Annotated in this window: 25 protein-coding genes; 14 read left to right on the top strand and 11 right to left on the bottom strand. The window is 71.6% G+C overall.

What is annotated here, in order from left to right; all coding sequences use genetic code 11:
- Positions 1-12: 12 nt before the first annotated feature.
- Positions 13-1008 (bottom strand): non-homologous end-joining DNA ligase, encoded by a 996-nt coding sequence (gene ligD, locus AW273_RS04745; RefSeq protein ID WP_062345588.1) that lies wholly within the window; start codon positions 1006-1008, stop codon positions 13-15.
- A gap of 84 nt (positions 1009-1092) precedes the next feature.
- Between ligD and msrB the strand changes: the two genes are divergently transcribed.
- The gene (gene msrB / locus AW273_RS04740; protein ID WP_062345586.1) at positions 1093-1503 is read left to right on the top strand and encodes a peptide-methionine (R)-S-oxide reductase MsrB; all 411 of its coding nucleotides are present in this window, start codon (positions 1093-1095) and stop codon (positions 1501-1503) included.
- Here the strand turns inward: msrB and AW273_RS04735 are convergent.
- The 3 genes from AW273_RS04735 to hemG are packed head-to-tail and all read right to left on the bottom strand — an operon-like array spanning position 1478 to position 4172.
- On the bottom strand, positions 1478-2035 hold the full coding sequence (locus AW273_RS04735; RefSeq protein WP_157555568.1) for a hypothetical protein: 558 nt from the start codon (positions 2033-2035) through the stop codon (positions 1478-1480). The two genes, msrB and AW273_RS04735, sit on opposite strands and share 26 nt — an antisense overlap.
- Before the next feature lie 39 nt (positions 2036-2074).
- Positions 2075-2776: a hydrogen peroxide-dependent heme synthase gene (gene hemQ, locus AW273_RS04730; RefSeq protein WP_062345582.1), complete on the bottom strand. Its 702-nt coding sequence runs from the start codon at positions 2774-2776 to the stop codon at positions 2075-2077.
- Entirely contained in the window at positions 2742-4172 is a 1431-nt protein-coding gene (gene hemG, locus AW273_RS04725) for a protoporphyrinogen oxidase (RefSeq protein WP_062345580.1), read from the bottom strand. Before hemG ends, hemQ begins: the two co-directional genes overlap by 35 nt.
- Positions 4173-4285: 113 nt before the next feature.
- On the opposite strand from hemG, the gene AW273_RS04720 reads away from it, so the two are divergent.
- On the top strand, positions 4286-5215 hold the full coding sequence (locus AW273_RS04720; protein ID WP_198168007.1) for a DUF4349 domain-containing protein: 930 nt from the start codon (positions 4286-4288) through the stop codon (positions 5213-5215).
- Here AW273_RS04720 and AW273_RS04715 read toward each other — a convergent pair.
- The 3 genes from AW273_RS04715 to hemE are packed head-to-tail and all read right to left on the bottom strand — an operon-like array spanning position 5198 to position 7467.
- Positions 5198-5959, bottom strand: coding sequence for a hypothetical protein (locus tag AW273_RS04715; RefSeq protein WP_062345575.1), 762 nt, complete (start codon positions 5957-5959; stop codon positions 5198-5200). The two genes, AW273_RS04720 and AW273_RS04715, sit on opposite strands and share 18 nt — an antisense overlap.
- Before the next feature lie 12 nt (positions 5960-5971).
- Positions 5972-6430: a GNAT family N-acetyltransferase gene (locus tag AW273_RS04710; RefSeq protein WP_062345574.1), complete on the bottom strand. Its 459-nt coding sequence runs from the start codon at positions 6428-6430 to the stop codon at positions 5972-5974.
- Positions 6430-7467, bottom strand: a complete 1038-nt coding sequence (gene hemE / locus AW273_RS04705; RefSeq protein WP_083949510.1) for a uroporphyrinogen decarboxylase — start codon at positions 7465-7467, stop codon at positions 6430-6432. The genes AW273_RS04710 and hemE overlap by 1 nt, the downstream gene beginning before the upstream one ends.
- Before the next feature lie 489 nt (positions 7468-7956).
- Between hemE and AW273_RS04700 the strand changes: the two genes are divergently transcribed.
- Positions 7957-8559 carry a DUF3000 domain-containing protein gene (locus AW273_RS04700; protein WP_062346105.1) on the top strand — a complete coding sequence of 201 codons (603 nt, stop codon included), beginning with the start codon at positions 7957-7959 and terminating at the stop codon, positions 8557-8559.
- Positions 8556-9782 (top strand): HRDC domain-containing protein, encoded by a 1227-nt coding sequence (locus tag AW273_RS04695; RefSeq protein WP_062345572.1) that lies wholly within the window; start codon positions 8556-8558, stop codon positions 9780-9782. The genes AW273_RS04700 and AW273_RS04695 overlap by 4 nt, the downstream gene beginning before the upstream one ends.
- 64 nt (positions 9783-9846) lie before the next feature.
- Here the strand turns inward: AW273_RS04695 and AW273_RS04690 are convergent, their stop codons facing one another.
- Positions 9847-11394 (bottom strand): alpha-amylase family glycosyl hydrolase, encoded by a 1548-nt coding sequence (locus tag AW273_RS04690; RefSeq protein WP_062345570.1) that lies wholly within the window; start codon positions 11392-11394, stop codon positions 9847-9849.
- A gap of 105 nt (positions 11395-11499) precedes the next feature.
- On the opposite strand from AW273_RS04690, the gene AW273_RS04685 reads away from it, so the two are divergent.
- Genes AW273_RS04685 through AW273_RS04675 form a run of 3 tightly spaced genes read left to right on the top strand, consistent with a single transcriptional unit; the run spans position 11500 to position 14512 of the window.
- On the top strand, positions 11500-12636 hold the full coding sequence (locus AW273_RS04685) for a Gfo/Idh/MocA family protein (protein ID WP_062345569.1): 1137 nt from the start codon (positions 11500-11502) through the stop codon (positions 12634-12636).
- Positions 12633-13682 carry a dihydrodipicolinate synthase family protein gene (locus AW273_RS04680; RefSeq protein WP_083949509.1) on the top strand — a complete coding sequence of 350 codons (1050 nt, stop codon included), beginning with the start codon at positions 12633-12635 and terminating at the stop codon, positions 13680-13682. The genes AW273_RS04685 and AW273_RS04680 overlap by 4 nt, the downstream gene beginning before the upstream one ends.
- Entirely contained in the window at positions 13679-14512 is an 834-nt protein-coding gene (locus AW273_RS04675) for a sugar phosphate isomerase/epimerase family protein (protein ID WP_062345568.1), read from the top strand. The genes AW273_RS04680 and AW273_RS04675 overlap by 4 nt, the downstream gene beginning before the upstream one ends.
- Here AW273_RS04675 and AW273_RS04670 read toward each other — a convergent pair.
- Together AW273_RS04670 and AW273_RS04665 are read right to left on the bottom strand one after the other, a co-directional pair.
- Positions 14463-15182 carry a sugar phosphate isomerase/epimerase family protein gene (locus AW273_RS04670; RefSeq protein ID WP_062345565.1) on the bottom strand — a complete coding sequence of 240 codons (720 nt, stop codon included), beginning with the start codon at positions 15180-15182 and terminating at the stop codon, positions 14463-14465. The genes AW273_RS04675 and AW273_RS04670 overlap by 50 nt on opposite strands.
- A complete protein-coding gene (locus AW273_RS04665; protein ID WP_062345563.1) occupies positions 15179-16159 on the bottom strand; it encodes a LacI family DNA-binding transcriptional regulator in 981 nt (326 codons plus the stop codon). Before AW273_RS04665 ends, AW273_RS04670 begins: the two co-directional genes overlap by 4 nt.
- 98 nt (positions 16160-16257) lie before the next feature.
- Between AW273_RS04665 and AW273_RS04660 the strand changes: the two genes are divergently transcribed.
- The 4 genes from AW273_RS04660 to AW273_RS04645 are packed head-to-tail and all read left to right on the top strand — an operon-like array spanning position 16258 to position 20670.
- Positions 16258-17442, top strand: a complete 1185-nt coding sequence (locus AW273_RS04660) for a thiolase family protein (protein ID WP_062345561.1) — start codon at positions 16258-16260, stop codon at positions 17440-17442.
- Entirely contained in the window at positions 17439-19430 is a 1992-nt protein-coding gene (locus tag AW273_RS04655) for a 3-hydroxyacyl-CoA dehydrogenase NAD-binding domain-containing protein (RefSeq protein WP_062345558.1), read from the top strand. The genes AW273_RS04660 and AW273_RS04655 overlap by 4 nt, the downstream gene beginning before the upstream one ends.
- Before the next feature lie 11 nt (positions 19431-19441).
- A complete protein-coding gene (locus tag AW273_RS04650; protein WP_062345557.1) occupies positions 19442-20044 on the top strand; it encodes a LysE family translocator in 603 nt (200 codons plus the stop codon).
- 20 nt (positions 20045-20064) lie between these two features.
- Positions 20065-20670, top strand: a complete 606-nt coding sequence (locus AW273_RS04645; RefSeq protein WP_062345554.1) for a DedA family protein — start codon at positions 20065-20067, stop codon at positions 20668-20670.
- On the opposite strand, the gene dxs is transcribed toward AW273_RS04645, so the two are convergent.
- Positions 20667-22544: a 1-deoxy-D-xylulose-5-phosphate synthase gene (gene dxs, locus AW273_RS04640; protein ID WP_062345552.1), complete on the bottom strand. Its 1878-nt coding sequence runs from the start codon at positions 22542-22544 to the stop codon at positions 20667-20669. The genes AW273_RS04645 and dxs overlap by 4 nt on opposite strands.
- 148 nt (positions 22545-22692) lie before the next feature.
- Between dxs and AW273_RS04635 the strand changes: the two genes are divergently transcribed.
- From AW273_RS04635 to AW273_RS04625, 3 genes are all read left to right on the top strand, one after another.
- Complete coding sequence (locus tag AW273_RS04635) at positions 22693-23439, top strand: neutral zinc metallopeptidase (protein WP_198168006.1); 747 nt, start codon at positions 22693-22695, stop codon at positions 23437-23439.
- 99 nt (positions 23440-23538) lie between these two features.
- Positions 23539-24411: a neutral zinc metallopeptidase gene (locus tag AW273_RS04630; RefSeq protein WP_062345548.1), complete on the top strand. Its 873-nt coding sequence runs from the start codon at positions 23539-23541 to the stop codon at positions 24409-24411.
- Between the two features lie 51 nt (positions 24412-24462).
- Positions 24463-24951, top strand: coding sequence for a MarR family winged helix-turn-helix transcriptional regulator (locus AW273_RS04625; RefSeq protein ID WP_062345546.1), 489 nt, complete (start codon positions 24463-24465; stop codon positions 24949-24951).
- Positions 24952-24988 lie beyond the last annotated feature (37 nt).

Here is a 24988-nt window from a genome sequence, read left to right as displayed (position 1 = left end):
CACAAGAGCGGATCATCGGTCGCGGTCCTTCGAGGGCTGCACCCGCTTGGGCTCGCCCGGCATCTTCGGGTAGTTGGGCGGATAGGGCATGTCGCCCCGGCCGTCCTTCTCGTAGACCTCCAGGAGGCCCGTCAGGTCGAAGGCCACCTCGTCGATGCCCTGGTGGGGGTCGCCGATCTCGGCGAACCGCGCCGGCATGGTGCGGAGCGTGAAGTCGGCGGGGTCGCACGACTCCAGTTCGTCCCACGTCACCGGCGCCGAGACCTGCCCGTCGGGCCGGGCCCGGACCGAGTATGCCGCCACGACGGTCCGGTCGAGGGCGTTCTGGTTGAAGTCGATGAAGACGCGCTCGCCGCGCTCCTCCTTCCACCAGGCCGTGGTCGCGAGGGCGGGGACGCGCTTCTCGACCTCCCGGGCCAGCCCGATGCCGGCGTATCTGACCTCGGTGAACGTCCAGCGCGGCTGGAGCCGGACCGAGATGTGGACGCCCCGGTTGCCGGACGTCTTCGGGAAGCCGGTCAGCCCCAGGTCGGCCAGCACCTCGCGGGCCGCGAAGGCGACCTTGCGGGCCTCGTCGAAGCCGGTGCCGGGCTGCGGGTCGATGTCGATGCGCAGTTCGTCGGGGTGGTGGAGGTCGGGCACCCGGGCCGCCCACGGGTGGAAGTCGATCGTGCCCAGGTTGGCGCACCACGCGATGGCGGCCACCTCGGTCGGGCGGAAGGCGTCGGCGGTGCGGCCGCTGGGAAAGTGGACCTCGGCGGTCCGCAGCCAGTCGGGATGCCTGGGCATGCGCTTCTGGTAGATCGCGTCGGTCTGCACCCCGTCGGGATGCCTCTTGAGATAGGTCGGCCGGTCGCGGACCGCGCGCATGATGCCGTCGCCGACGCTCAGGTAGTACTCGACGAGGTCGCGCTTGGTCGCGCCGATGCCCGGGAAGTAGACCTTGTCAGGGTTGGTGACCTTGACGGTCCGTTCCCCGGCCTCGATTTCGATGAACGGCGAAGGCATGTTCGAACCCTACCCAGCGGGAAGGTTCCACCCTCCTTGTGGGTTGGATCAGGTGGAATCCCGTCCAGAAAAGGCTGGTGGCTGATGAACAAGGTCATGAAGACGGACGCCGAGTGGCGCGCCCAGCTCAGCCCCGAGGAGTACCGGGTGCTGCGCCAGGCCGGCACCGAGCGGCCCTTCACCGGGGAGTACGTCGACACCAAGACCGAGGGCGTCTACTCCTGCCGCGCCTGCGGCGCGGAGTTGTTCACCTCGGACACCAAGTTCGAGTCGCACTGCGGCTGGCCCTCGTTCTACGAGCCGGCGGCGGGCGACCACGTGACCCTGATCGAGGATCGCAGCCTCGGCATGGTGCGGGTCGAGGTGCGCTGCGCCTCCTGCGACTCCCACCTGGGCCACGTCTTCCACGGCGAGGGCTACCCGACGCCCACCGACGACCGTTACTGCATCAACTCCGTCGCGCTCACGCTCAGGACTTCGGCTTCGGATAAGTGACCCGGCAGTCGTCGTCCTTCGGGCCGAGCACGTTGGCCAGCACCGGGTTGCCGTTGCCCCCGGTGCGGGCCTGCACGAACACCACCCGCTTCTTGACGCCGAGCTCCGCCAGATAGCGCATCCCCCGCTCGCAGAGCCGCAGCGAGGCCGGGGAGTTGTCGGCCGACTCAGGTAAATCGGTGTAGATGCGCAGGTAGGTGCCGGTGGTGCGGATGTCGGTGATGTGGCGGTGGGTCGCGTCGTCCCAGCGTTCGTCGAAGTAGGCGAGCGCGTCCTTGTCGGAGTACTTCGACTCCTTGCGCTTCACCTTCTCGTCCGCCTTCTCCGCCGGTGGCGGGGCCTGCGCCGCCGGCGCGGCCGCCGCCGTCGTGGGCTCCTCGATCGAGGCGGTGCGTACGGGGGCCTGTTCCCCCCGCGCCGCCAGGAGCGGCACCACGACGGCCGTCACTCCGAGCCCCAGGCACGAGACGCCGACGACCACTTCGGCCGTGCGCGATCGCGACCTGCGACGTTTCCCGGTGGATCGTGCCATTTTCATCATTTGCCCACGAGTATGCCAACAACTGCCTGCTCAAGGCAGGGCGTTGACCAGTTCGGTGACGGGTTTGCGCGACCCCGTGTAGAAGGGGATCTCCACCCGCGTGTGCTCCCGGGCCTTCGCGCCGCGCAGGTGGCGCATCAGGTCGACGATGCGGTGCAGTTCGTCGGCCTCGAAGGCGAGCATCCACTCGTAGTCGTTCAGCGCGAAGCAGGCGACCGTGTTGGCGCGGACGTCGGGGTAGTCACGGGCCATCTGGCCGTGCTCGGCCAGCATCGCCCGGCGCTCGGAGTCGTCGAGCAGGTACCACTCCAGCGACCGCACGAACGGGTAGACGCACACGAAGCCGCGCGGCTCCTCCTCGGCCAGGAACGCCGGGATGTGGGACTTGTTGAACTCGGCCGGGCGGTGCAGCGCCATCGCCGACCAGACCGGCTCGCTGGCCCGCCCGAGGGCGGTGCGGCGGAACCGGGCGTAGACCTCCTGGAGGTCTTCGGGCGTCGGGGCGTGCCACCAGAACATGTAGTCGGCGTCGGCGCGGAACCCGGCCACGTCGTAGGCGCCGCGGGTCACCACGTCTTTCTCGCCGAGCTGGCCGAGGAGCTCGGCCACCTCTTCGGCCACGGCGTCGCGTTCGGCCGGGAGGCCCTCGCGCAGCCGGAAGACCGACCACATGGTGTAGCGGATCACGTTGTTGAGGTCACGCGCCTTGAGCCGCGGGGTGCCGTCCGTCATGCCGCCATTCTGCCCGGGGATCCAGGTGGTCGAGAATCCGGGCGGCCGCCGCGCGGGCGGTCGCGGCCGTGGCGGGGATGCCGACGCCGTCGTAGGCCGCGCCGCAGACGGCCAGGCCGGGGACCGCGGCCACGGCCGCGCGGACCCGGGCGACCCGGTCGTTGTGGCCGACCTCGTATTGCGGCAGCGCGCCGCCCCAGCGGGTGACCCGGGTGTCGGCCGGGAGGCCGCGTACCCCCATGATCTCGGTCATCTCGTTCATGGCCAGGGCGACCAGCTCGGTGTCGTCGCGCTGGAGCAGCCGCTCCTCGCCCAGGCGGCCGAGCGAGCAGCGGGCGAAGACGTAGCCGTGACCGCCCAGATGGGGCCACTTCACGCTGGAGAAGGTGACCGCCTTCACCGCGCGGCCCTCGACGGGCGGGGTCAGGTAGCCGCTGCCGCCGGGGAGCTGCGGGAAGGCCTCGATCGGGTAGGCGAGGGTGACGATCGCCATGCTGGCGTATTCGATCCGGGCCAGTTCGGCGGCGGCCTTGGGGACCTCGCGTTCGAGGAGGCGGGCGGCCGGGGTCGCCGGCACGGCCACCACGACCGCGTCGGCCTCGACGGTGTGCTCGTCGCGGGTCGGGCCGGTGGTCAGGCGCCAGCCGGCGGGCGTACGGGCCAGCTCACGCACCATCACCCCGGTGCGGACCTCGGCTCCGGACGCGGCGGCCAGCGCGGGCGGCAGGCTGCCCATCCCGTTCTTCAACGACGTGAACACGTGCCCGGCGTTCGCCGGCGCGGCGCCGGCGATCTCGCGGGCGGCCCGCAGCAGCGACGCCTCGGACCGGGCCGCCGCGGCCACCGACGGCATGGTCGCCTCCAGCGAGAGCCGGTCGGCGAACCCGGCGTAGACGCCGCCGAGCAGCGGCTCGACCAGCCGGTCGACCACCTCGTCGCCCATGCGCGCCCGGACGTAGGAGCCGACCGAGACGTCGGTCGTCACGAGGGTCGCGGGCAGCACCTGGTCGAGCGGCACCCGGGCCAGCCCGGCCGGCGACAACACGCCCGAGCGGGCCAGCGCCACCAGATCGGACGGCACGCCCATGACCTGGCCCTTCGGCATCGGCCGCAACTCGCCCCGGGACAGGATGGAGGCGCTGGTCGTGCCGGGATCGACCAGGTCGCCGCCGAGCCCCGCCAGCCGGGCCAGCTCGACGCCCTCGGGGCGGCGGGCCAGCAGCGACTCGGCGCCCGCGTCGACCGGCACCCCGGCCACGTCGGTGGCGACCAGTTTGCCGCCGATCCGGCTCGCGCCGTCGAGCACGGTCACCCTGATCCGGTCGTTCCTCAGGTGCCATGCGGCGGCGAGCCCGGCGATGCCGCCGCCCACGACGACGACGTGAAAACGCTCCATGAGCTTCACCCTAAGGCCGTGACTGAGTCGTGACGCGCCGCCCAAAACCGATCACGCACGGAGAACGTCAATGGGTCATGAACACTTTGCGCTCACGCGCGGTACTGCCGCTTGTGGTTGCGGCGTTCCTCCTGACGGCGTGCGCGGGCGGCGGCTCGGAGTCGGCGAGCGCCCCTGCGATGGGCGGGGCGGCGGAAGCCCCCGCCCTGAGCTCGGAGGCGGCCGCTCCCGCCGCCGAGCCCCAGGCCAGAGACGCCGCGGGCGAGGAGGCCAAGGCGGCCGACACCGGCGGCAACATGACGCTCGCCCCCGCCGACCGAGCGATCATCTACACGGCCGAGATGACGGTCCGGGCCAAGGACGTGGCCGCCGCCGCCGAATCGGCCAAGCGCATGGTCACCGAGGCCGGTGGCTACGTCGCGGAGGAGCGCTCCAACTCCTTCGCCGCCCGCCAGGAGTCGACGCTCACGTTCAAGATCCCGCCGGGTCGGTACCCCGGCACGCTGACCCGCCTGGGCAAGGAGCTCGGCACCACCGAGTCGCTGCACCAGGGCACCCAGGACGTCACCGGCGAGGTCGCCGACGTCGAGGCCCGGGTGAAGTCGGCGGAGGCGGCGGTGGCGCAGTTCCGCACGCTGCTCACCAAGGCCGAGAAGATCGGCGAGATCATGGACATCGAGCGGGAGATCCAGGCCCGCACCGCCGACCTGGAGGCCCTCCAGGCCCGGCAGAAGTCTTTGGCCGAGCAGACCGGCATGGCGACGGTGACGATCACCCTCGTCGGCCCGTCGGCGCCGCCGGTCCAGCCGGTCGAGGAGGAGACGGGCTTCCTGGCCGGCCTGAAGGCGGGCTGGACCGGCCTGAAGAACTTCGCCGACGCCCTCTCGACGATTCTGGGCGCGCTGCTGCCGTGGCTGGCCGTGCTGGCGGTCCTGGCCCTGCTCGCGCTGCCGTGGTGGCGCCGGATGCGCCGCCGCCAGCCGGTCCCGGCCCCCGTCACCGCCTCGCGGGAGCACGAGGAGGAGCTAGTCGAAAAGGAATGACCTCCAGTGCGGTGGTCCGGCGTCGCGGGACTCGTACCAGCCCTGCTGGTTGCGGAGCCGGGCGTCGGACCACAGCAGCACCCAGGAGGCGTGGGCCGGCATCAGGTGCCGGTCGCTGGGGTTGTAGACGACGAACTCCCTGGTCCCGAACGCGTCGAAGAAGAACCGGGGCAGTTCGAAGGAGATGTCGTACGAATCCCCGTTCTTCGCGTAGTGATACCGCCCGACCCCCCTGACCCCCGGCCGGTAGTCGGGCCGGACGGCGGTGAGCGCGTCGGGGTAGCCGCCCAGGTCGGTATGGCGCCTCTCGACAGCCGCGATCATCTCGGCGGCGTTGGCGACGGCGGTGTCGCGGGCGTAGGCGGTCAGCGGGCGGTTGAGCACGGCCTGTCCCGCCAGCGCGACGAGCGGCAGCACCACGAAGTAGACCGGCGAGGGCCGCCGCGCGAGCACGGCCACCCACAACACGAGCGTCCCGAGCCCCAGGAGCAGCCCCGACTCGGCCGCCGCGGCGGCCGAGACCGCCAGCGCGGTGATCGTCAGGCTGACGGTCTGGGCGACCCGCCAGAACCGGTTGCGCGGCCAGACCAGCAGCGGCGCCGAGGTGACCACGGCGAGCAGGCCCACTCCCCCGAAGATCTGCACCAGGGTGGACAGGGGCAGCGCCAGGGGGTCGTATCCCCCGGGCAGGAAGGGCGAGGCGATCAGCAGGAGCAGTGACGCCGAGAGGAGAGCGGCCCGCATGGGGTCACCCTGTCAGACCAGCTCCCTGGTCATGAAGACGCTCAGCGGATCAGGGCGGTAATCGGCGAAGGGTTCGCAGTAGGTGAAGCCGAACTTCTCGTACAGGGACCTGGCCGGGGCGAAGAACTCGGCCGAGCCCGTCTCCAGGCTCAGCCGGGTGAACCCCATGCGGGCGGCCTCGGCGATGAGGTGGCCGAGGAGCAGCGACGCGACCCCGCTGCGCTTGCGCGCGGCGGCGGTCCGCATCGACTTCACCTCGGCGTGGACGTCGTCGAGCGCCTTGATCGCGCCGCATGCGACGATCACGCCCTCGTCGCGCACCGACCAGAAGGTCACCTCGGGGCGGCGCAGGCCGTCGAGGTCGAGGGCGTGTTTGCTCTCGGGCGGGGTGGTGGCGCGCATCTCCCGGATGTGCTCCTCCAGGAAGGCCGCGATCTCCGGCCCCGAGAGGTCGTCGACCACGATCCTCATCAGCGGGCGCTGTGTTCGTGGACGAGGTCGGTCAGCCGGGCCACCTGGCCGGGGTCGGTCGACGGGAGCACTCCGTGGCCGAGGTTGAACACGTGGCCCTCGGCCGCCCGCCCGGCCTCGATCACCGCGCGGGCCCGCTTCTCGACGACCTCCCACGGAGCCAGCAGGATCGCCGGGTCGAGGTTGCCCTGGAGCGCCTTGCCGGCCCCGACCCGCCTGGCCGCCTCGTCGAGCGGCACCCGCCAGTCGACCCCGACGACGTCGGCCCCGGCCTCGCCCATGACCGGCAGCAGCTCGCCGGTGCCGACCCCGAAGTGGATGCGCGGGACGCCGAGCTCTTCGAGCCCGGCGAAGATCTTCGAGGTGTACGGCAACACGAACTCCCGGTAGTCGAGCGGCGCGACCGCCCCCACCCACGAGTCGAAGAGCTGCAGCGCCGAGGCGCCCGCGTCGGCCTGGACCTTCAGCCACGCCAGCGTGATGGTGGTCAGCCGGTCCATGAGCGCGTGCCAGAGCTCGGGGGCGCCGTACATCATGGCCTTGGTGTGGTCGTGGTTCTTCGAGGGGCCGCCCTCGATCAGGTAGGACGCGAGGGTGAACGGCCCGCCGGCGAACCCGATCAGCGGGGTCGCGCCGAGCTCCGCGACCAGTTCGGTCACGGCCTCGGTGATGTAGGGGACGTCGTCGGGCGCGAGCGGGCGCAGCCGCCCGATCCCGGCCTGGTCGCGGATCGGGTCGGCGACGACGGGACCCACGCCGGGCTTGATGTCGATGTCGATCCCGATGGCCTTGAGCGGCACCACGATGTCGCTGAAGAAGATGGCCGCGTCGACGCCGTAGCGGCGGACCGGCTGCATCGTGATCTCCACGACCAGGTCGGGGGTCGCGCACGCGGCCAGCATCTCGGTGCCCTCGCGGACCTTGCGGTACTCGGGCAGCGAACGGCCCGCCTGGCGCATGAACCAGACGGGCGTGTGGGGCACTGGCCGACGGCGGCAGGCCAGCAGGAAAGGCGACTCGGCCAGCTGGGGATTCACCCCACCAGAGTCCCACGCCCGGACGCCGGTCCGTGCCAGGACCCCGGGTACAGGACCACCCAATGATCGGTATCGTTGGGCCCTCGCGACACCCCGGTCAAACGCCTCGTGAACGCCGCTCTAGGCAAAGTGTTCGCCAAATAGGGCTCCGGCATCGATTCCAATACCACTTTCGAGACACGCCGAGCGCGATGCGGGGTTTTGTCGGCGCGACGTGCCACCGTCGGACGGACCGGTTCCGATGAAAGGGCGATGACTTCGATGTGGAGTTCCCCCGAACACCGCACTGAGCGCTGTGCCTCCTGCGACACCGAGCGCGAGTTCACACAGCCGCCCTGCGAGGAGGGTCACGAGGTGTGCCCCGAGTGGTCGTGCGTGATCTGCGGGAGCGCCCTGTTCCTGATGATGGCGGCGGCTTGATCACCACAGATGACCGCGACGACCACCCCCCTGCTCCGTCTCGTCCCGCGACCCGCCACCGCGCCCGTCATGCCGATCGGTGACCGCCCGGGGCCGCCGGAGGCGTTCGCCCGTGCCATGGCCACGCTGCGCCCCGCGACCGTACGCCCCGAGATCGAGCTCGAAGACATCCCGGCGCCGCAGCGGCTGGCCCCCTATTCGGGCGCCGTGGGCGCGTCGGTCTACCGCGACGACGACGAACTGGCCGTGGGCCGGCTCATCGTCCTGTTCGACCCCGACGGCCAGCGCGGCTGGGAGGGCCCCTTCCGGCTGGTCGCCTACGTGCGCGCCGACATGGAGCCGGAGATCACCTCCGACCCCCTGCTCGGCCCGGTGGCGTGGAGCTGGCTCACCGACGCGCTGGAGACCCACGGCGCCGGGTTCGCCGCCGCGGGAGGTACGGTTACCAGAGCGGTGTCGGAGGGTTTCGGGAACAAGGACAACGATCCCGTCACGACCGAGCTGGAACTGCGCGCGTCATGGTCGCCTCTCGACGAGGATCTTTCCGCGCACGTCGCCGCCTGGTGCGACCTGATGTGCATCGCCGCCGGGATACCTCCCCTGCCGCCCGATGTCACGGCCCTGCGGCCGAGACGCACCGATGAAGAGACAGACCGGAAGACCAGTACGTGACCGATGAGACAGCCGTTCAGCCTCTGCTGGAACCTCGCGAAGGGATCCCGCCCGTCATAGCGGAGGCCGCCGACCTCGCGACGGCGGTGACCGCTTTCGCGGGCGGGACCGGCCCCGTTGCCGTCGACGCCGAGCGGGCCTCCGGCTACCGCTACAGCGGCCGGGCCTACCTCGTGCAACTCCGGCGGGCGGGCAGTGGGAGCGCGCTCATCGACCCGATCGCCTGCCCCGACCTGTCAGACCTCGACACCGCCCTGTCCGGCGCCGAGGTCGTGCTCCACGCCGCGACGCAGGACCTGCCGTGCCTGGCCGAGATCGGCTTCCGGCCGCGGCGGCTGTTCGACACCGAGCTGGCCGGCCGGCTGCTCGGCTACGAACGCGTCGGCCTCGGCACCATGGTCGAGGTCGTCCTGGGCTTCGGCCTGGTGAAGGGCCACTCGGCCGCCGACTGGTCGACCCGTCCGCTGCCCGAAGACTGGCTCCGCTACGCCGCCCTCGACGTCGAGGTCCTGATCGAGCTCCGCGACGCCCTCCACGCCGAGCTGACCGAGACCGGCAAACTCGACTGGGCCATGGAGGAGTTCGCGGCCATCCTGACCGCCCCCACGGCTCCCCCGCGCACCGACCCGTGGCGCCGCACCAGCGGCATCCACCGGGTGCGCGCCCTGCGCGGCCTGGCGGTGGTCCGCGAGTTGTGGAACATCCGCGACGCCCTGGCCCGCGAGACCGACCTGGCCCCGGGCCGGGTGCTGCCCGACTCGGCGATCGTCCAGGCCGCCCTCGACCTGCCCCGAACCACCAAGTCGCTGACCGAGATCGCCCCCTTCACCGGCCGCAGCGCCCGCCGCCACCTGCGCGAATGGCTGGCCGCCATCACCCGCGGCCGCACCATGCCCGAATCGGAGCTGCCCCAGCCCCTCGGCCCCGGCGACGGCCCGCCCCCGGCGAACCGCTGGGCCGACCGCGACCCGGCCGCCGCCAAACGCCTGGCCGCCGCCCGCGCGGTGGTCGCCGCCCTGGCCGACGAACACCGCATGCCGACCGAGAACCTCCTCCAGCCCGACGCGGTGCGCCGGCTGACCTGGGAGCCTCCGGCCGACCTCGACGAAGAGGCGATCTCGGAGCGGTTGCGGGCGCTGGGTGCCCGCGAGTGGCAGATCGGGCTGGCGGCCCATCCGATGTCACGGGCGCTCCAGCGCCTGGAGATCAAGGGCGAGATCTAGCAGAGGGGCGATTTCGTCCTCGACGATGCCCTTCTGCCAGTCTCAGACCATCAGGCCGCGCGACCTACGACCGCAGCCACACCGCCGTGTCCTGCGGCAGGCCGCCCTCCAGCGGCCCGCTCGCCAGGATGACCTCCCCCTCCACCGGCAGCGTCCGCGCCGACAGGTTGACCACGCAGGTGAACCCGTCACCCCGGGTGAAGGCGATCACCTCGTCGCCCCTGTCGAGCCACGTGAAGGCGCCCCCGCGCGGACGGGCCGCGATGGCGCGCTTGTAGAGGTTCAGCGTCGAGCCGGGGTCGGCCCGCTGGGCCTCGACGGTCAGCGCGGCCCAGTTCGCCGGCTGGGGCAACCAGGTCGACTCCGCTTCGGTGAAGCCGTAGGGCTTGGCCGTGCCGGACCACGGAATGGGCACGCGGCAGCCGTCGCGGCCGAGGCGGGCGCCCGCCGTGCGGTGGAAGACGGGGTCGTCGCGGAAGGCGTCGGGGATGTCGATGACCTCGGGGAGGCCGAGTTCCTCGCCCTGGTAGACGTAGGCCGAGCCGGGGAGCGCGAGCAGCAGCAGGGCTGCGGCGCGGGCGCGGCGGGTGCCGAGGGCGACGTCCACGTCGAGGTCGCGGGTGGCCAGCGGGCCGCCGCCGTAGCGGGTCACCGGGCGCACCACGTCGTGGTTGCTGATCACCCAGGGCGCGACCACGTCTGATTCGGCGGCCAGGCCGATCGAGGTGGCGATGGTGTGCTTGAGGGCGGCGGCGTCCCAGGCGGTCTGGAACAGGAAGAAGTTGAAGGCCTGGGGCATGCCGCCGGGGCGGAAGTAGGGCTCCAGGTGGGTGATCTCGGTGCCCCAGAACTCGCCGACCGCCGTGCGCTCGCCGGGGAAGACGTCGGGCGAGTAGGAGTCGAGGATGGCCCGCCACGACGCGTAGTGGCCGATGAGCTCGGGGCGGTGGAACCACGGCGAGGGGCGGTCGGAGGGCGCCGGGTCGGGGACGTTCGGCAGGTCGGGGTCCTTGAACAGGCCGTGGGCCACGTCGACGCGCAGGCCCGCGACGCCCCGGTCGAGCCAGAACCGGATGACCTTCTCGAACATCGCCGGGACGGCCGGGTTGCGCCAGTTCCAGTCGGGCTGGGAGGAGTCGAACAGGTGCAGGTACCACTGCCCGTCGTCGACCTGCGTCCAGGCCGGGCCGCCGAAGATCGACTGCCAGTTGTTGGGCTCGTCGCGGAACATGAACAGGTCGCGCTCGGGGCTGCCCCGACCGGCTTCGAGGGCCGCCTGGAACGCCGGGTGGGCCGACGAACAGTGGTTGGGCACGATGTCGACGATCACCCGGATGCCGTGGCCGGCCGCCGCGGCGACGAAGGCGTCGAAGTCGGCGAGGGTGCCGAAGCGGGGGTCGACGTCGCAGTAGTCGGCCACGTCGTAGCCGCCGTCGGCCAGCGGCGAGGGGTAGAAGGGCGAGAACCAGACGGCCTCGACGCCCAGATCGGCCAGATGGGGCAGCCGGGCCAGCGCTCCGGCGAAGTCGCCGGTGCCGTCGCCGCTGCCGTCGGCGAAGCTGCGGGGGTAGACCTGGTAGACGACGGCGTCACGCCACCACTGACTCAACACACACTCCCTTTTTGCTGGTCGTTTGCCTAGTTAATCAGAACCCTTGCGTTCCGGGAGCGCGCCGACGTACCGTGCGGAAAGCGCTTTCCACTGAAGGAGGACCGCATGGCCGAGCTTGGCGTGGTGATGAACGGGGTCACCGGGCGGATGGGATACCGGCAACATCTGGTGCGGTCGGTGCTGGCGATCAACGCCGAGGGCGGGGTCGTGCTCGCCGACGGCTCGAAGGTCAGGCTGCGGCCGGTGCTGGTCGGGCGGAGTGAGGCCAAGCTCAAGGAGCTCGCCGCCACGCACGACGTCGCCGACTGGACCACCGATCTCGACGCCGCGCTGGCCGACCCGGCCAACACGATCTACTTCGACGCGCAGATCACCCGGGCCCGGGTCGAGGCGACGAAGAAGGCCATCGCGGCCGGCAAGCACGTCTACTGCGAGAAGCCGACCGCCGAGACCTCGGCCGAGGCGCTGGAACTGGCCGCCACGGCCGAGAACGCCGGGGTGAAGAACGGCGTCGTGCAGGACAAGCTGTTCCTGCCGGGCCTGCTGAAGCTGAAGCGGCTCATCGACGGCGGGTTCTTCGGGCGTGTCCTGTCGATCCGGGGCGAGTTCGGCTACTGGGTGTTCGAGGGCGACTGGCAGGCCGCGCAGCGCCCGTCGTGGAACTACCGCGCCGAAGACGGCGGCGGGATCGTGCTCGACATGTTCCCCCACTGGGCCTACGTGCTGGAGAACCTGTTCGGCCCGGTCACCTCGGTCTACGCCCACGTCACGACCCATATCCCCGAGCGGTGGGACGAGCGCGGGCAGGCCTACGCGGCGACCGCCGACGACGCCGCCTACGCGGTGTTCGAGCTCGGCGGCGGCGCGGTCGCCCAGATCAACTCGTCGTGGGCGGTCCGGGTGAACCGCGACGAACTGGTGGAGTTCCAGGTCGACGGCACCCACGGCAGCGCGGTCGCCGGGTTGCGCGGCTGCCGCGTACAACACCGCAGCGCCACCCCCAAACCGGTCTGGAACCCCGACCTGCCCGCCACGGCCAGGTTCCGCGACGGCTGGCAGGAGGTCCCCGACAACACCGAGTTCGACAACGGCTTCAAGGTCCAGTGGGAGCGGTTCGTGCGCCACGTGGTCGACGACGCGCCGTTCCCCTACACGCTGCGCTCCGGCGCGCGCGGGGTGCTGCTGGCCGAGCTGGGCCTCCGCTCGGCGGCCGAGGGCCGCCGCATGGCGGTGACGTCGTGAAGACCTTCAAAAGCAGGGTCGTGTACGCCGCCGCCCACGTCGTGGCCGATCCGCTCGCCGACAACACACCGGGCAGACCGGCCGTCGTCGACTGGGAGGCCACGCTCCACTACCGCCGGCACCTGTGGTCCCACGGCTTCCGCGTCGCCGACGCCATGGACACCGCCCAGCGCAACGCCGGCCTCGACTGGGCGGCGACCAAGGAGCTGATCAGGCTGAGCGCGGCCGAGGCCCCCGACCTGGTGGCCTGCGGCGCCGGCACCGACCAGCTCACCGGCCCGGCCGGCCTGGAAGACGTGCTCGACGCCTACCTGGAGCAGATCGCCACCGTCCAGGAGGCCGGGGCGGGTGTGATCATCATGGCGTCGCGGCAGCTCGCGGCGGCCGCCCGGCACCCGGAGGACTACCACCGGATCTACGGCCGCCTGCTGGCCGAGGTCGGCCGCCCGGCCATCCTCCACTGGCTCGGCGAGATGTTCGACCCCAACCTGGCGGGCTACTGGGGTTCCCCGGACGTCGAGAAGGCGACGGCCGAGTTCCTGACCCTGGTCAGGGAGAACGCCGCGAAGATCGAGGGGGTGAAGGTCTCGCTGCTCGACGAGGCCCACGAGGTCGCGCTGCGCGCGGCGCTGCCGGAGGGGGTGCGCCTCTACACGGGCGACGACTTCAACTACCCGTCCCTGATCAAGTCGGGCTCGCACGCCCTGCTCGGCATCTTCGACGCCATCGCCCCCGTGGCGTCGGCGGCCCTGACCGCCCTGGACGCCGGCGACCTCGACGAGTACGACCGCCTCCTGGCCCCCACGGTCGACCTGTCCCGGAAGATCTTCGAAGCCCCCACCTTCCACTACAAGACGGGCATCGTCTTCCTGGCCTGGCTCAACGGCCACCAGGACGCCTTCGTCATGGTCAACGGCGCCCAGTCGGCCCGCTCCCTCCCCCACCTCCGCGAGGTGCACCGCCTGGCCGGGCGCGCCGGCCTGATCGCCGACCCCGACCTCGCCGCCGCCCGCATGAGCTCGCTTGAGGCGGTGTACGGCCGATGAGCCTGTCCCTGAACCAGTGGACGACCAGACGGTGGACCGTCCGCGAGGCCGTCGAGGGCTGCGCCCGGCACGGCCTGGAGGCGATCGGCCTGTGGCGGCAGAACGTCGCCGACCAGGGCCTGGAGGAGTCGGTCAAGCTGGTCCGCGACGCGGGCCTGCGGGTCTCCTCCCTGTGCCGGGGCGGCTTCCTGACCGGCGGAGACGACGCCCTCGACGACAACCGCCGCGCCATCGACGAGGCGGCGGCCCTGAACGCGTCGTGCCTGGTCATGGTCGTCGGCGGCCTTCCGGGCGTGGTGCCGGGCGAAGGACTGGGCGCCTTCTCCCGGGACCTGCCCGCCGCCCGGTCCCGCGTGGCGGAGTCCCTCCAGGTCCTCGCCCCCTACGCGGCCCAGGCGGGGGTGCGCCTGGCGCTCGAACCCCTCCATCCCGTGTACTGCGCCGACCGGGCCGTGTTGTCCACCCTGAAGCAGGCCAACGACCTGGCCGAGCCCTACGAGAACGTCGGGGTGGTGGTCGACACCTTCCACGTGTGGTGGGACCCGGAGGTCCTCACCGAGATCGCCCGCGCCAGGATCTTCGGCTACCAGGTGTGCGACTTCCTGGTCCCGCTCCCGGCCGACGTCCTGCTGGGCCGGGGCATGATGGGCGACGGCGTGATCGACTTCGGGCCGCTGACCGAGGCGGTCCGCGCGGCCGGATACGACGGCGACGTCGAGGTCGAGATCTTCAACGCCGACGTCTGGGCCAGGGACCCCGACGAGGTCGTGGCCGAGATGATCACCCGCTACGAACGACTGATCGCACCCACTCCCGAGCCCCCGGTATGACCTCGTCGAGGGGCTCGACCTCGGGATGCCAGGCCTTCTCCCATTCGAGGGAGAACCACCCGGGATAGTCCCGCAGGAGCGCGCCGACCACGTTCAGCGGCACCTCGCCCAGCCCCATCGGCCGGGGCGTGGCGCCGGCGGCGTCCTTTATCTGGACGTAGGCGAGATGCGGCGCGAGCGCCTCGAACGTGGCGGCCGGGTCCTCCCCGTTCCGCCAGGGATGCAGGACGTCCCAGATCGCCCCGGCTGCCTCGGGCCGCCCGAACCGGTCGAGCAGCGCTCCCACGGCGGCTCCGGTGGCCATGTGGTCGTGCGTCTCGACCAGCACCCGCGCCCGGCTCTCCCCCGCGACGGCCGCGAGCCGCCGCAGCGCGGCCTCGGCGTCCGGCCCGCCGGGGAAGACCCGCACCCCGAGCGCCCCGAACCGATCGGCCAGGGCGAGTTGTGCCCGCAGCGCGTCGATCACCGGCTCGTCGGGACCGGTCTCGGCGATACGGATGTATCCGCATATCGAGACGACCTCCAGCCCGGCCTCGCGGGGATCGGCGTCCAGCGGCATGTCCGGGTGAAGCCGCAGCTCCAGCCCCCCGACCCCGTGCCGGACCGCCACCTCGACGGCCTCGGCGAGAGACGAACCCGGCAGCCCGAGCGTGCTGATCGCGAATCTCACCGGGCTCGCACACTCTCCCTGATCACGACCTCGCCCTCCACGTGCACCACCGTGGGCCCGTCGTCGTCGGCCAGGGCCAGTTCCACCGCCCGTGCGCCCAGGTCGGCCAGCGGGAGCCGGACCGTGGTGAGGGCCGGGACGAGGTCGCGCAGGGTCGCGATGTCGTCGAAGCCCGCGAGCGAGACGTCCTCGGGCACCCGGATCCCGCGCTCGCGGAAGGCCGCCAGCGCCCCCACCGCCATGACGTCGTTGACCGCGAACACACACGTCACGTCGGGCCCGATCGAGTGGGCGGCGGTGTGGCCGCCGTCGCGGTCGAACGGCCCGTGGATGATCTGCGGGGCCGGCCCGGGGAGCGCCGCCGCGAACCCCTCGCACCGGTCGACGGCCGTGATCAGCCGGGGCGGCCCCGCCAGGATGGCGAAATGCCGGTGCCCCATGGCCGTCAGGGCCTCCGCCAGCGCGGCCGCCCCCGAGCGGTTGGCGACGGCGACGGTGTCCGTGCCGAGAAGATCCTGGCCGATGACCGCGACCCGGCCGCCGCCGTTCCGGTAACGGTCCAGCTCGGCCCGCAGGCCCGCGGCCGAGGGGTCGTCCGTCCGCGACCCGGCCAGGATCACCGCGCGGGCCCGCTGCGCCCCCAGGGAGGAGACGTAGGCGATCTCCTTGGCGGGGTCGCGGTGGGTCGTGCCGACCATGACGACCATCCCGTGGGCCTCGGCCGCCCGCACGGCCCCGTCGGCGATGGCGGCGAAGTAGGGGTCGACGAGGTCGTGGACGACCAGGCCGATCACGTTCCCGGCCCCCCGGGCGAGGGTCTGGGCGGCGACGTTGGTGCGGTAGCCGAGTTCGGCCGCGGCCTGTTCGACCTTGGCCCGGAGCCCGGCGCCCACCTGGCGGGCACTGCCGTTCAGCACCCGTGAGGCGGTGGCGAGGGACACCCCGGCATGGCGTGCGACGTCTTCGAGCGTGACCACGACATCCTCCCGGAAAGCGATTTCCCAGTATGCCGCACATCCCGTTGGTTACTCACGAGTAGCATTAGGGTGTCAGCCCACGCAGATAGGGAGATACCGTGCCCGCGTCACGTGAAGTCGTCTTCGTCGACGGCGTTCGCACGCCGTTCGGCAAGTCGGGGCCCAAGGGCCTCTACGCCGAGACCAGGGCGGACGATCTGGTCGTCCGCGTCATCCGCGAACTGCTGCGCCGCAACCCGTCGTTGCCGCCCGAGCGGGTCGACGAGGTCGCCGTCGCGGCCACCACCCAGATCGGCGACCAGGGCCTCACGATCGGCCGGTCGGCCGCGATCCTGGCGGGCCTGCCCAAGACCGTTCCCGGCTACGCCATCGACCGCATGTGCGCGGGCGCGATGACCGCCGTGACCACCGTGGCGGGCGGGATCTCCTTCGGCGCCTACGACGTCGCCATCGCCGGCGGCGTCGAGCACATGGGCCGCCACCCGATGGGCGAGGGGGTCGACCCCAACCCGCGTTTCCTGTCCGAGCAACTGGTCGACGGCTCGGCCCTGGTCATGGGCATGACGGCGGAGAACCTGCACGACCGCTACCCGGCGATCACCAAGCAGCGGGCCGACGCCTACGCCGTGCTCTCACAGGAGCGCGCCGCCAAGGCCTACGCCGACGGCGTGATCCAGCCCGACCTGGTGCCGATGGCCACCCGGAAGGCCGCAGAGGGCTGGGGCCTGGCCACCGCCGACGAGGCCATGCGGCCCGGCACCTCCATGGAGGGGCTGGCCAACCTCAAGACGCCCTTCCGGCCCCACGGCAACGTGACGGCGGGCAACGCCTCCGGCATCAACGACGGCGCCACCGGCTGCGTCGTCGCCGCCGAGGACGTCGCGGCCGAACTGGGGCTGACCGGGCGGATGCGCCTGGTCTCCTACGCCTTCGCGGGCGTCGACCCCGAGCTGATGGGCGTCGGGCCGATCCCCTCGACCGAGCGGGCGCTGCGGCTGGCGGGGTTGTCGATCGGCGACATCGGGCTGTTCGAGATCAACGAGGCGTTCGCGGTCCAGGTGCTGGCCTTCCTCGACCACTTCGGCATCGCCGACGACGACCCCCGGGTGAACCCCTACGGCGGCGCGATCGCCTACGGCCACCCCCTCGCGTCGAGCGGCGTGCGGCTGATGACGCAGCTCTCGCGCAGCATGGCCGAGCACCCCGAGGTCCGTTACGGCATCACCACCATGTGCGTCGGCCTCGGCATGGGCGGCACCGTCATCTGGGAGAACCTGGCATGAGCGAGCTGGTAACGCACGCCCTGGTCCGCGACGTCGAACTGCCCTACGGCGCGGGCACGATGGCGCTGATCACCCTCGACAACGGCGAAGACCACACCAAGCCGAACACCTTCGGCGAGGGCGGGCTCAACGAGCTGAAGAACGCCCTCGACTCGATCGAGAAGCGCACCGACCTGGCCGCCGTCGGGGTCACCGGCAAGCCGTTCATCTTCGCGGTGGGGGCCGACCTCAAGGAGGCCGCCACCATCTCCGGCCGGGAGCAGGCCCACCTCGTGGGGCGGCTCGGCCACGACGTGTTCCGGCGGCTCGGGGAGCTGACGGTCCCCTCGTTCGCGTTCGTGAACGGCGCCGCGATGGGCGGCGGCCTGGAGCTGGCGCTCCACTGCACGTACCGGACGATCTCCGCCGGGGTGCCCGCGGTCGCCTTCCCCGAGTGTTTCCTCGGGCTGGTGCCGGGCTGGGGCGGCACCTACCTGACCCCGCGGCTGATCGGGCCGGAGAAGGCGATCAAGCTGATCGTCGAGAATCCGCTGTCGCAGAACCGCATGATCAAGGGGCCGGAGGCCTACGGGCTGGGGCTCGCCGACGCGCTGTTCGAGCCGGCCGACTTCCTGGAGGAGTCGCTGCGCTGGGCCGCCAGGGTGGTCAACGGCGACGTCCTGGTCGAGCGGCCGGGGCACGAGTCCACCGACTGGGCGCCCGTCGTGGCCCAGGCCCGCGAGCTGGTCGACCTGAAGATCCGGGGGGCGGCGCCGGCTCCGTACCGGGCCCTGGAGCTCATCGAGCGGGCCCGCACGAGCGACCGCGACACCGGGTTCGCGGCCGAGGACGACGCGCTGGCCGACCTCATCATGAGCGACGAGCTGCGCGCCGGGCTCTACGCCTTCGACCTGACGCAGCGGCGGGCCAAGAAGCCGGCCGGGGTGCCCGGGGTGCCGGGCCGCCCGATCACCAAGATCGGCGTGGTCGGCGCGGGGCTGATGGCCTCGCAGTTCGCGCTGCTGTTCGCGCGGCGGCTGCAGGTGCCGGTCGTGCTGACCGACCTCGACCAGGAACGCGTCGACAGGGGCGTCGGCCACGTCCACCAGGAGATCGACACGCTCCGGGCCAAGGGCCGCGTCACCGCCGACCAGGCCACCCGCCTGAAGACGCTGGTCACCGGGTCGCTGACCAAGGAGGCGTTCGCCGACGCCGACTTCGTCATCGAGGCGGTGTTCGAGGACCTGAAGGTCAAGCAGCAGGTGTTCGCCGAGGTCGAGGAGGTCGTCTCCGACACCTGCGTGCTGGCGACCAACACCTCTTCCCTGTCGGTCACCGAAATGGCGTCGCGGCTGCGCCACCCCGAGCGGCTCGTCGGGTTCCACTTCTTCAACCCGGTCGCGGTCATGCCCCTGCTGGAGATCGTGCGCGGCGAGCGGACCGACGACGTGACCGTCTCGACCGCGTTCGCCGCGGCCAAGCAGCTCCGCAAGTCGGCGGTGCTGGTCAAGGACGCGCCCGCGTTCGTGGTGAACCGGCTGCTCACCCGGTTCATGGGCGAGGTGCTGGCGTCGGTCGACTCGGGCACCTCCGCCGACGTCGCCGACCACGCGCTCGACGGGCTCGGCCTGCCGATGACGCCGTTCACGCTGCTCAAGCTGGTCGGCCCGGCGGTCGCGCTGCACGTCGCCGAGACCATGAACGCCGCCTACCCCGACCGGTTCCCGGTCTCGGCCGCGCTGGCCACGATGGTGGCCACCGGCGGCGACACGCTCCACCCGGGCCGCGGGTTCGTCTCGAACGAGCAGGAGGTGCGGGAACGGGCGCTGCGCGGGCTGGCGGAGGAGATCCGCATCATGCTCGACGAGGGGGTCGTCTCCGCGCCGCAGGACATCGACCTGTGCCTGATCCTGGGCGCGGGCTGGCCGTTCCACCTGGGCGGCATCACGCCCTACCTCGACCGGACGGGCGTCTCCGAGGCGGTCAACGGAGCCCGGTTCCTCCCCTAGGCTCCCGTGATGTGCGGGAACTGATGCTCGGAATCGGCCTCGGCCTCGGCGCCGGGGTCGCCCCGGGCGCGCTGCTCGGCCTGGTCATCACCGCGAGCCTTCGCGGGGGTTTCCCGGCCGGGCTGCGCATGGCGTGCGTGCCGCTGCTCTCCGACCTGCCCGTCGTGGTGTCGTCGATCGTGCTCGCGGGCGCGCTCCCGTCCGGTCTGCTGCGGGGTCTGTCGATCGCCGGGGGCCTGTACGTCGTCTACCTCGGCGCCGAGGCCGTCACGGCGGCCCGCACGGCCGTCCTCCCGGCGCCCGGCGAGAGGGTGCCCTCGCAGGTCGGCAAAGGCGTGCTGGTCAACCTGACCAACCCGCACCCGTGGTTGTTCTGGATCACCGTCGGCGGGCCGCTCGTCGTGGCCGCCTGGGAGCGGGGCCTCGGCCCGGCCGCCGCGTTCCTGATCGGCTTCTATCTGCTCCTCGTCGGCGCCAAGGTGGTCCTGGCCGGGCTCGTCGCCGCCGGGCGGCACCGGCTGGGCCCGCGCGCCTACCGCGCGACGCTGGCCGCGAGCGGGCTGCTGCTGGCCGGGGCCGGGTTGTGGCTCGTGGTCCAAGGCGTGACCGGATAGCCGCTGGGCAGAGGGAGACGATGCTCGATGCCGTGGACCAGCTCCTCGACTGGCTGACCGACCAGAGCCCCTACCTCGTCGCCGCCGTCACCCTCCTGTACGTCGCCCTCGAAGGCATGCTGCTCATCGGCGTCATCGTGCCCGGCGACCTGTCGCTGATCATCGCCGGGACGACGGTCGACACCCTCGCCGAAGGCCCGCTGGTGGTCGCGGGCGGAGTGGGCGGCGTCGCGGTGAGTGCGTTCTCGGGCCACTGGATCGGACGCCGCTTCGGGCCGCGCGTGCGGGCGAGCCGGCTGGGCCGGTGGGTCGGCGACGAGAAGTGGAAACAGGCCGAAGAGGTGCTCCACGGCAGCGGCTGGCTGATCGCGCTGACCTATTTCGTGCCGGGCCTCAACGCGCTGACCCCGGTCTTGGCCGGGATCCTGGCCATGCCGCGCCGCCGGTTCGGCCTCTGGGCCATGGCCGGCGGCACGATCTGGGTCGTCGGCTACGTCGCCCTCGGCGCGCTCGCCGGTGAGGCGGCCCGCCGGAACGAGGGGCTGATCATGCCGATCGCGGCCGGGGTCGCGCTGGTCGCGGCCACGATCGGCTTCGTGGTCAGCCGGGTCGTCGAGAGGCGTTAGAACTCGACGGCGGCGCGGCGGCGCAGCGCGTCGGCCAGCTCACCCGCCAGGTCGATCGCGGTCAGCCCGGCGTCGGCCAGGATCTTCGGCCGCTTGGCGTGGTCGAGGAACTCCTGGGCCAGCCCGAAGTTGCGGACCGGCACGTCGATGTCGTGGTCGCGCAGCAGCCGCGACACGGCGTCGCCGACCGCGCCCACGCGGCCGTTGTCCTCGACCACCGCGACCAGCTTGTGGGCGGCGGCCAGCAGCGTCAGCGACTCGTCGAGCGGCTTGACCCAGCGCGGGTCGACGACCGTGACGGAGATGCCCTGGGCGGCCAGCAGCCCGGCGGCGTCGAGGCTGACCTCGGCCATCGGGCCGACCGCGACGATGAGCACGTCGGGTTCGCCCTCACCCTCGCGCAGCAGCTCCATCGAGCCGATCTCGCCGATCGCCTCGACCTCTTTGACCAGGGCGCCCTTGGGGAAGCGCACCACGGTCGGGCCGTCGGTGACCCGCAGCGCCTCGCCGAGCAGTTCGCGCAGCCGGGTGGCGTCGCGCGGCACCGCGACCTGGAGACCGGGCACGACCTGGAGGATCGACAGGTCCCACATGCCGTTGTGGCTGGCGCCGTCGTCGCCGGTCACGCCGGCGCGGTCGAGCACCACGGTGACCGGGAGCCGGTGGAGGGCGACGTCCATGAGCAACTGGTCGAAGGCGCGGTTGAGGAAGGTCGCGTAGACCGCGACGACCGGCTTCAGGCCGCCGATGCACAGGCCGGCCGCGCTGGTCAGGGCGTGCTGCTCGGCGATGCCGACGTCGAAGATGCGGTCGGGGTAGAGGGCGGCGAAGTGGGCCAGGCCGGTCGGGTGGAGCATCGCGGCGGTGATGGCGACAACGTCGGGGCGCTCGGCGCCGACGCGCACCATCTCCTCGCTGAAGACGTCGGTCCAGCCGAGCTGCTTGGGCCGCTCCTCGCCGGTGAGGATGTCGAAGGGCTGCGGCGCGTGGAAGCAGTCTTCGTCGTGGTTCTCGGCCGGTTCGTAGCCCTGGCCCTTCTTCGTCACGACGTGGACGATGACCGGGCCGCCGTAGGACTTGGCCTTGCGGAGCGCGGTCTCCATCGCGGGCTCGTCGTGGCCGTCGATCGGGCCGACGTATTTGATGCCGAGGTCTTCGAACATGACCTGCGGGGCCAGGACGTCTTTGAGGCCCTTCTTGATGCCGTGGAGGGTGTCGTAGAGGACCGGCACGTTGCCGAACTTGTCTTTCACGAACTCCAGGACCTGCTCGTAGCTCTGGGTGACGCGCAGCTTGGCCAGGTGGGTGGCCAGGCCGCCGATCGTCGGGGAGTAGGAGCGGCCGTTGTCGTTGACCACGATGACCAGCGGCAGGTCTTTGGTCAGCGCGATGTTGTTGAGCGCCTCCCACGCCATGCCGCCGGTGAGGGCGCCGTCGCCGATGACCGCGACGACGTGGCGGTCGCTTCCGGTCAGGCGGAAGCCCTTGGCGATGCCGTCGCCCCACGAGAGGGCGGTGGAGGCGTGGGAGTTCTCCACGATGTCGTGGGGCGACTCCGCCTGGCTCGGATAGCCCGACAGGCCGCCCTCCTGGCGCAGGCCGTCGAACTGGTCGGCGCGGCCGGTCAGCATCTTGTGGACGTAGGACTGGTGGCCGGTGTCCCAGACGACGCGGTCGTGGGGGGAGTCGAAGACGCGGTGGATCGCGATCGTCAGCTCGACCACCCCGAGGTTCGGACCCAGGTGACCACCCGCCTTCGAGTTCGCGACGGAGCGGACCAGAAGGTCACGGATCTCCTCGGCGAGCCGGGGCAGCTCGCTCGCGTCGAGTGCTTTGAGGTCGGTCGGTCCGCTCAGGGACTCCAGAAGGCCCACTGCGATTCCTTTCCCGTTCGCCGTCGAACAGTAGGAGTGTAGTTCGACAACGCCCGGCTTCCGGCTCCGAGGCCTGGAGAATCCCTTTACGGGTGGTTGACTTGTCCCGTACCCTCCTGAATTCGTGCGAAAAATCATCCCCTTACTGGTGGCAGGTTTGGTGGCGCCCCTGCTGGCGCCCGGAACGGTCCACGCACGGCCTGTTCCGACCGGTCTGTCCGCCCTGACGAAGAACCCGATCTACACGTCCGGCAAGCTGCCGGTCCGGTCGTGTCCCGAATACTCCGTGACGATCGAGGACTTCCTGACCGCGCAGAACTACCTGCGCGAGGGCGCCGAGTGCCTCGACGCCACCTGGACCTCCTTCTTCAAGAAGGCCAAGCTCCCGTTCCGCCAGCCGGGCATGGAGTTCATCAGCAAGCCGACCAGGACCCGAGCGTGCGGGAACATGGACGGCTTCTGGGGCGGCGCCTACTGCCAGGACACCCAGGGCCTCGTCGTCCTGGTCGACGGCTGGATGCTCGAGTACGAGGGCACGCCCTTCCTCTTCTACGTGCTGGCCCACGAGTACGGCCACCACGTGCAGCAGCGGTCGGGGATCATCAAGGCCCACTACAAGCTGATGCCGAAGAACACGAAGGCCGCCTACAAGTGGCACGCCCGCCTGGAACTGCAGGCCGACTGCCTCTCCGGGGCGTTCCTGCGCAGCATCTGGGCCTCCACGGGGCGCGACTCCCATGACTGGCGGCAACTGCTGACCTACATCAAGGAGGACATGGGGGACCCCAGCCACGGCGGCGGCAAGAGCCGGGCGGCGTGGACCGACCGCGGCTTCAAGGCGGGTTCGCCCAGCGTGTGCAACACCTACAAGGCTCCTGCCTCACAGGTGGCCTGACCTGCGGTGCGGCGGTCATCCACGCGGGATGGCCGCCGTAAATATCCGTATTTACCCGACTTTACTCTCCAATAAGACCTGCAATATGGTCTGCACACCATGCGAATTCCCCTGATCGCACTGGCCTCCGGCGCGCTCTCCGTCCTCGTCGTGACGGGCTCCGCCGCCCAGGCCACCTCCTCTCCCCCGCCCCTGGCCGCCGCACCGTCGGCCGCACCGTCGGCCGCAGGGCCCGCCGCCGCCCAGGCCCCGATGGCCGCGCCGGCCGCCGCGAAGCGCGGGTTCCCGACAGTGCTGACGAAGAACCGGCTCTACCGGTCGGGCGCCGTCGACTCGTTCACCTGCTCCCCCGGCGAGCCGCGCAAGGGCAGCGCGAACTCCCTCAAGGCCTACCTGCTCAAGGTCGCCCGCTGCGTGAACCAGATGTACGCCCGCCAGTTCAGGGCGGCCGGCCTGGGCGCCTACCGGGTACCGAAGATCATCATCCGGGCCAGCGGCACCAGGACGCCGTGCGGCAAGCTCAGCAACACCTACACCGCCCACTACTGCCCGTCGTCCCAGACCATCTACCAGTTCCTCCCGAAGGCCACGGTCCGCAACCCGTGGGGTCTCACGCTGGCCAAGACCATGGCCCACGAGATCGGCCACCACGCCCAGCAGCGCGCCGGCATCGTGCCGGCGTACAACCGGCTCTACGCGCAGGCGCGCACCAAGACGGCCCGCGACTACCTGAGCCACCGGGTCGAGCAGCAGGCCGAGTGCATGGCCGGCGTCTTCCTCGGCGCGGTGCAGGAGAGCCTGCCGGTCGTGTTCGAGGAGTGGGACCAGGTCGTCGACTGGGCCGCCAAGCACGCCTCCGACACCGTCCACGGCAAGGGCCGCAACCAGGCCTTCTGGCTGGAGCGGGGCTACGACTCGCAGTCGTTCCTGTCGTGCAACACCTGGACCGCGCCCAACGCGCGGGTCGCCTAGTCCTCCCGTCGGAGACGATCCGGTACGGGAGCGGTTGTCTATCCTGGGCAGATGACCGCGATGGCGCCCTCCCGTACCGAACCGGACCTTTCCTTCCTGCTCGACCACACCAGCCACGTGCTGCGGACCCGGATGGCGGCCGCGCTGGCCGAGATCGGGCTGACCGCCCGCATGCACTGCGTGCTGGTGCACGCGCTCGAAGAGGAGCGCACCCAGATCCAGCTCGCCGAGATCGGCGACATGGACAAGACCACGATGGTGGTCACCGTCGACGCCCTGGAGCAGGCGGGCCTGGCCGAACGGCGGCCGTCGAGCACCGACCGCCGGGCCCGGATCATCGCGGTCACCGAGAAGGGCGCCGAGGTGGCGGCGCGGAGTCAGCGCATCGCCGACCGCGTCCACCGCGAGGCCCTCGACGCCCTGTCCCCGGAGGAGGGGCGCGTCCTCGTCGGGCTGCTGACCCGGCTGACCGAAGGACATCTGGCGACCCCCGTCGAAGCGCCGCAGGGCGCCCGGCGGGCACGGCAGCGCGCCAAGTAGGTCCGACGGGGATCGTCTACAACAAAACTATCTGATA

The organism is Herbidospora yilanensis, from assembly GCF_001570565.1.
GTDB lineage: Bacteria > Actinomycetota > Actinomycetes > Streptosporangiales > Streptosporangiaceae > Herbidospora > Herbidospora yilanensis.
This window is presented reverse-complemented; position numbering and strand designations above follow the sequence as displayed.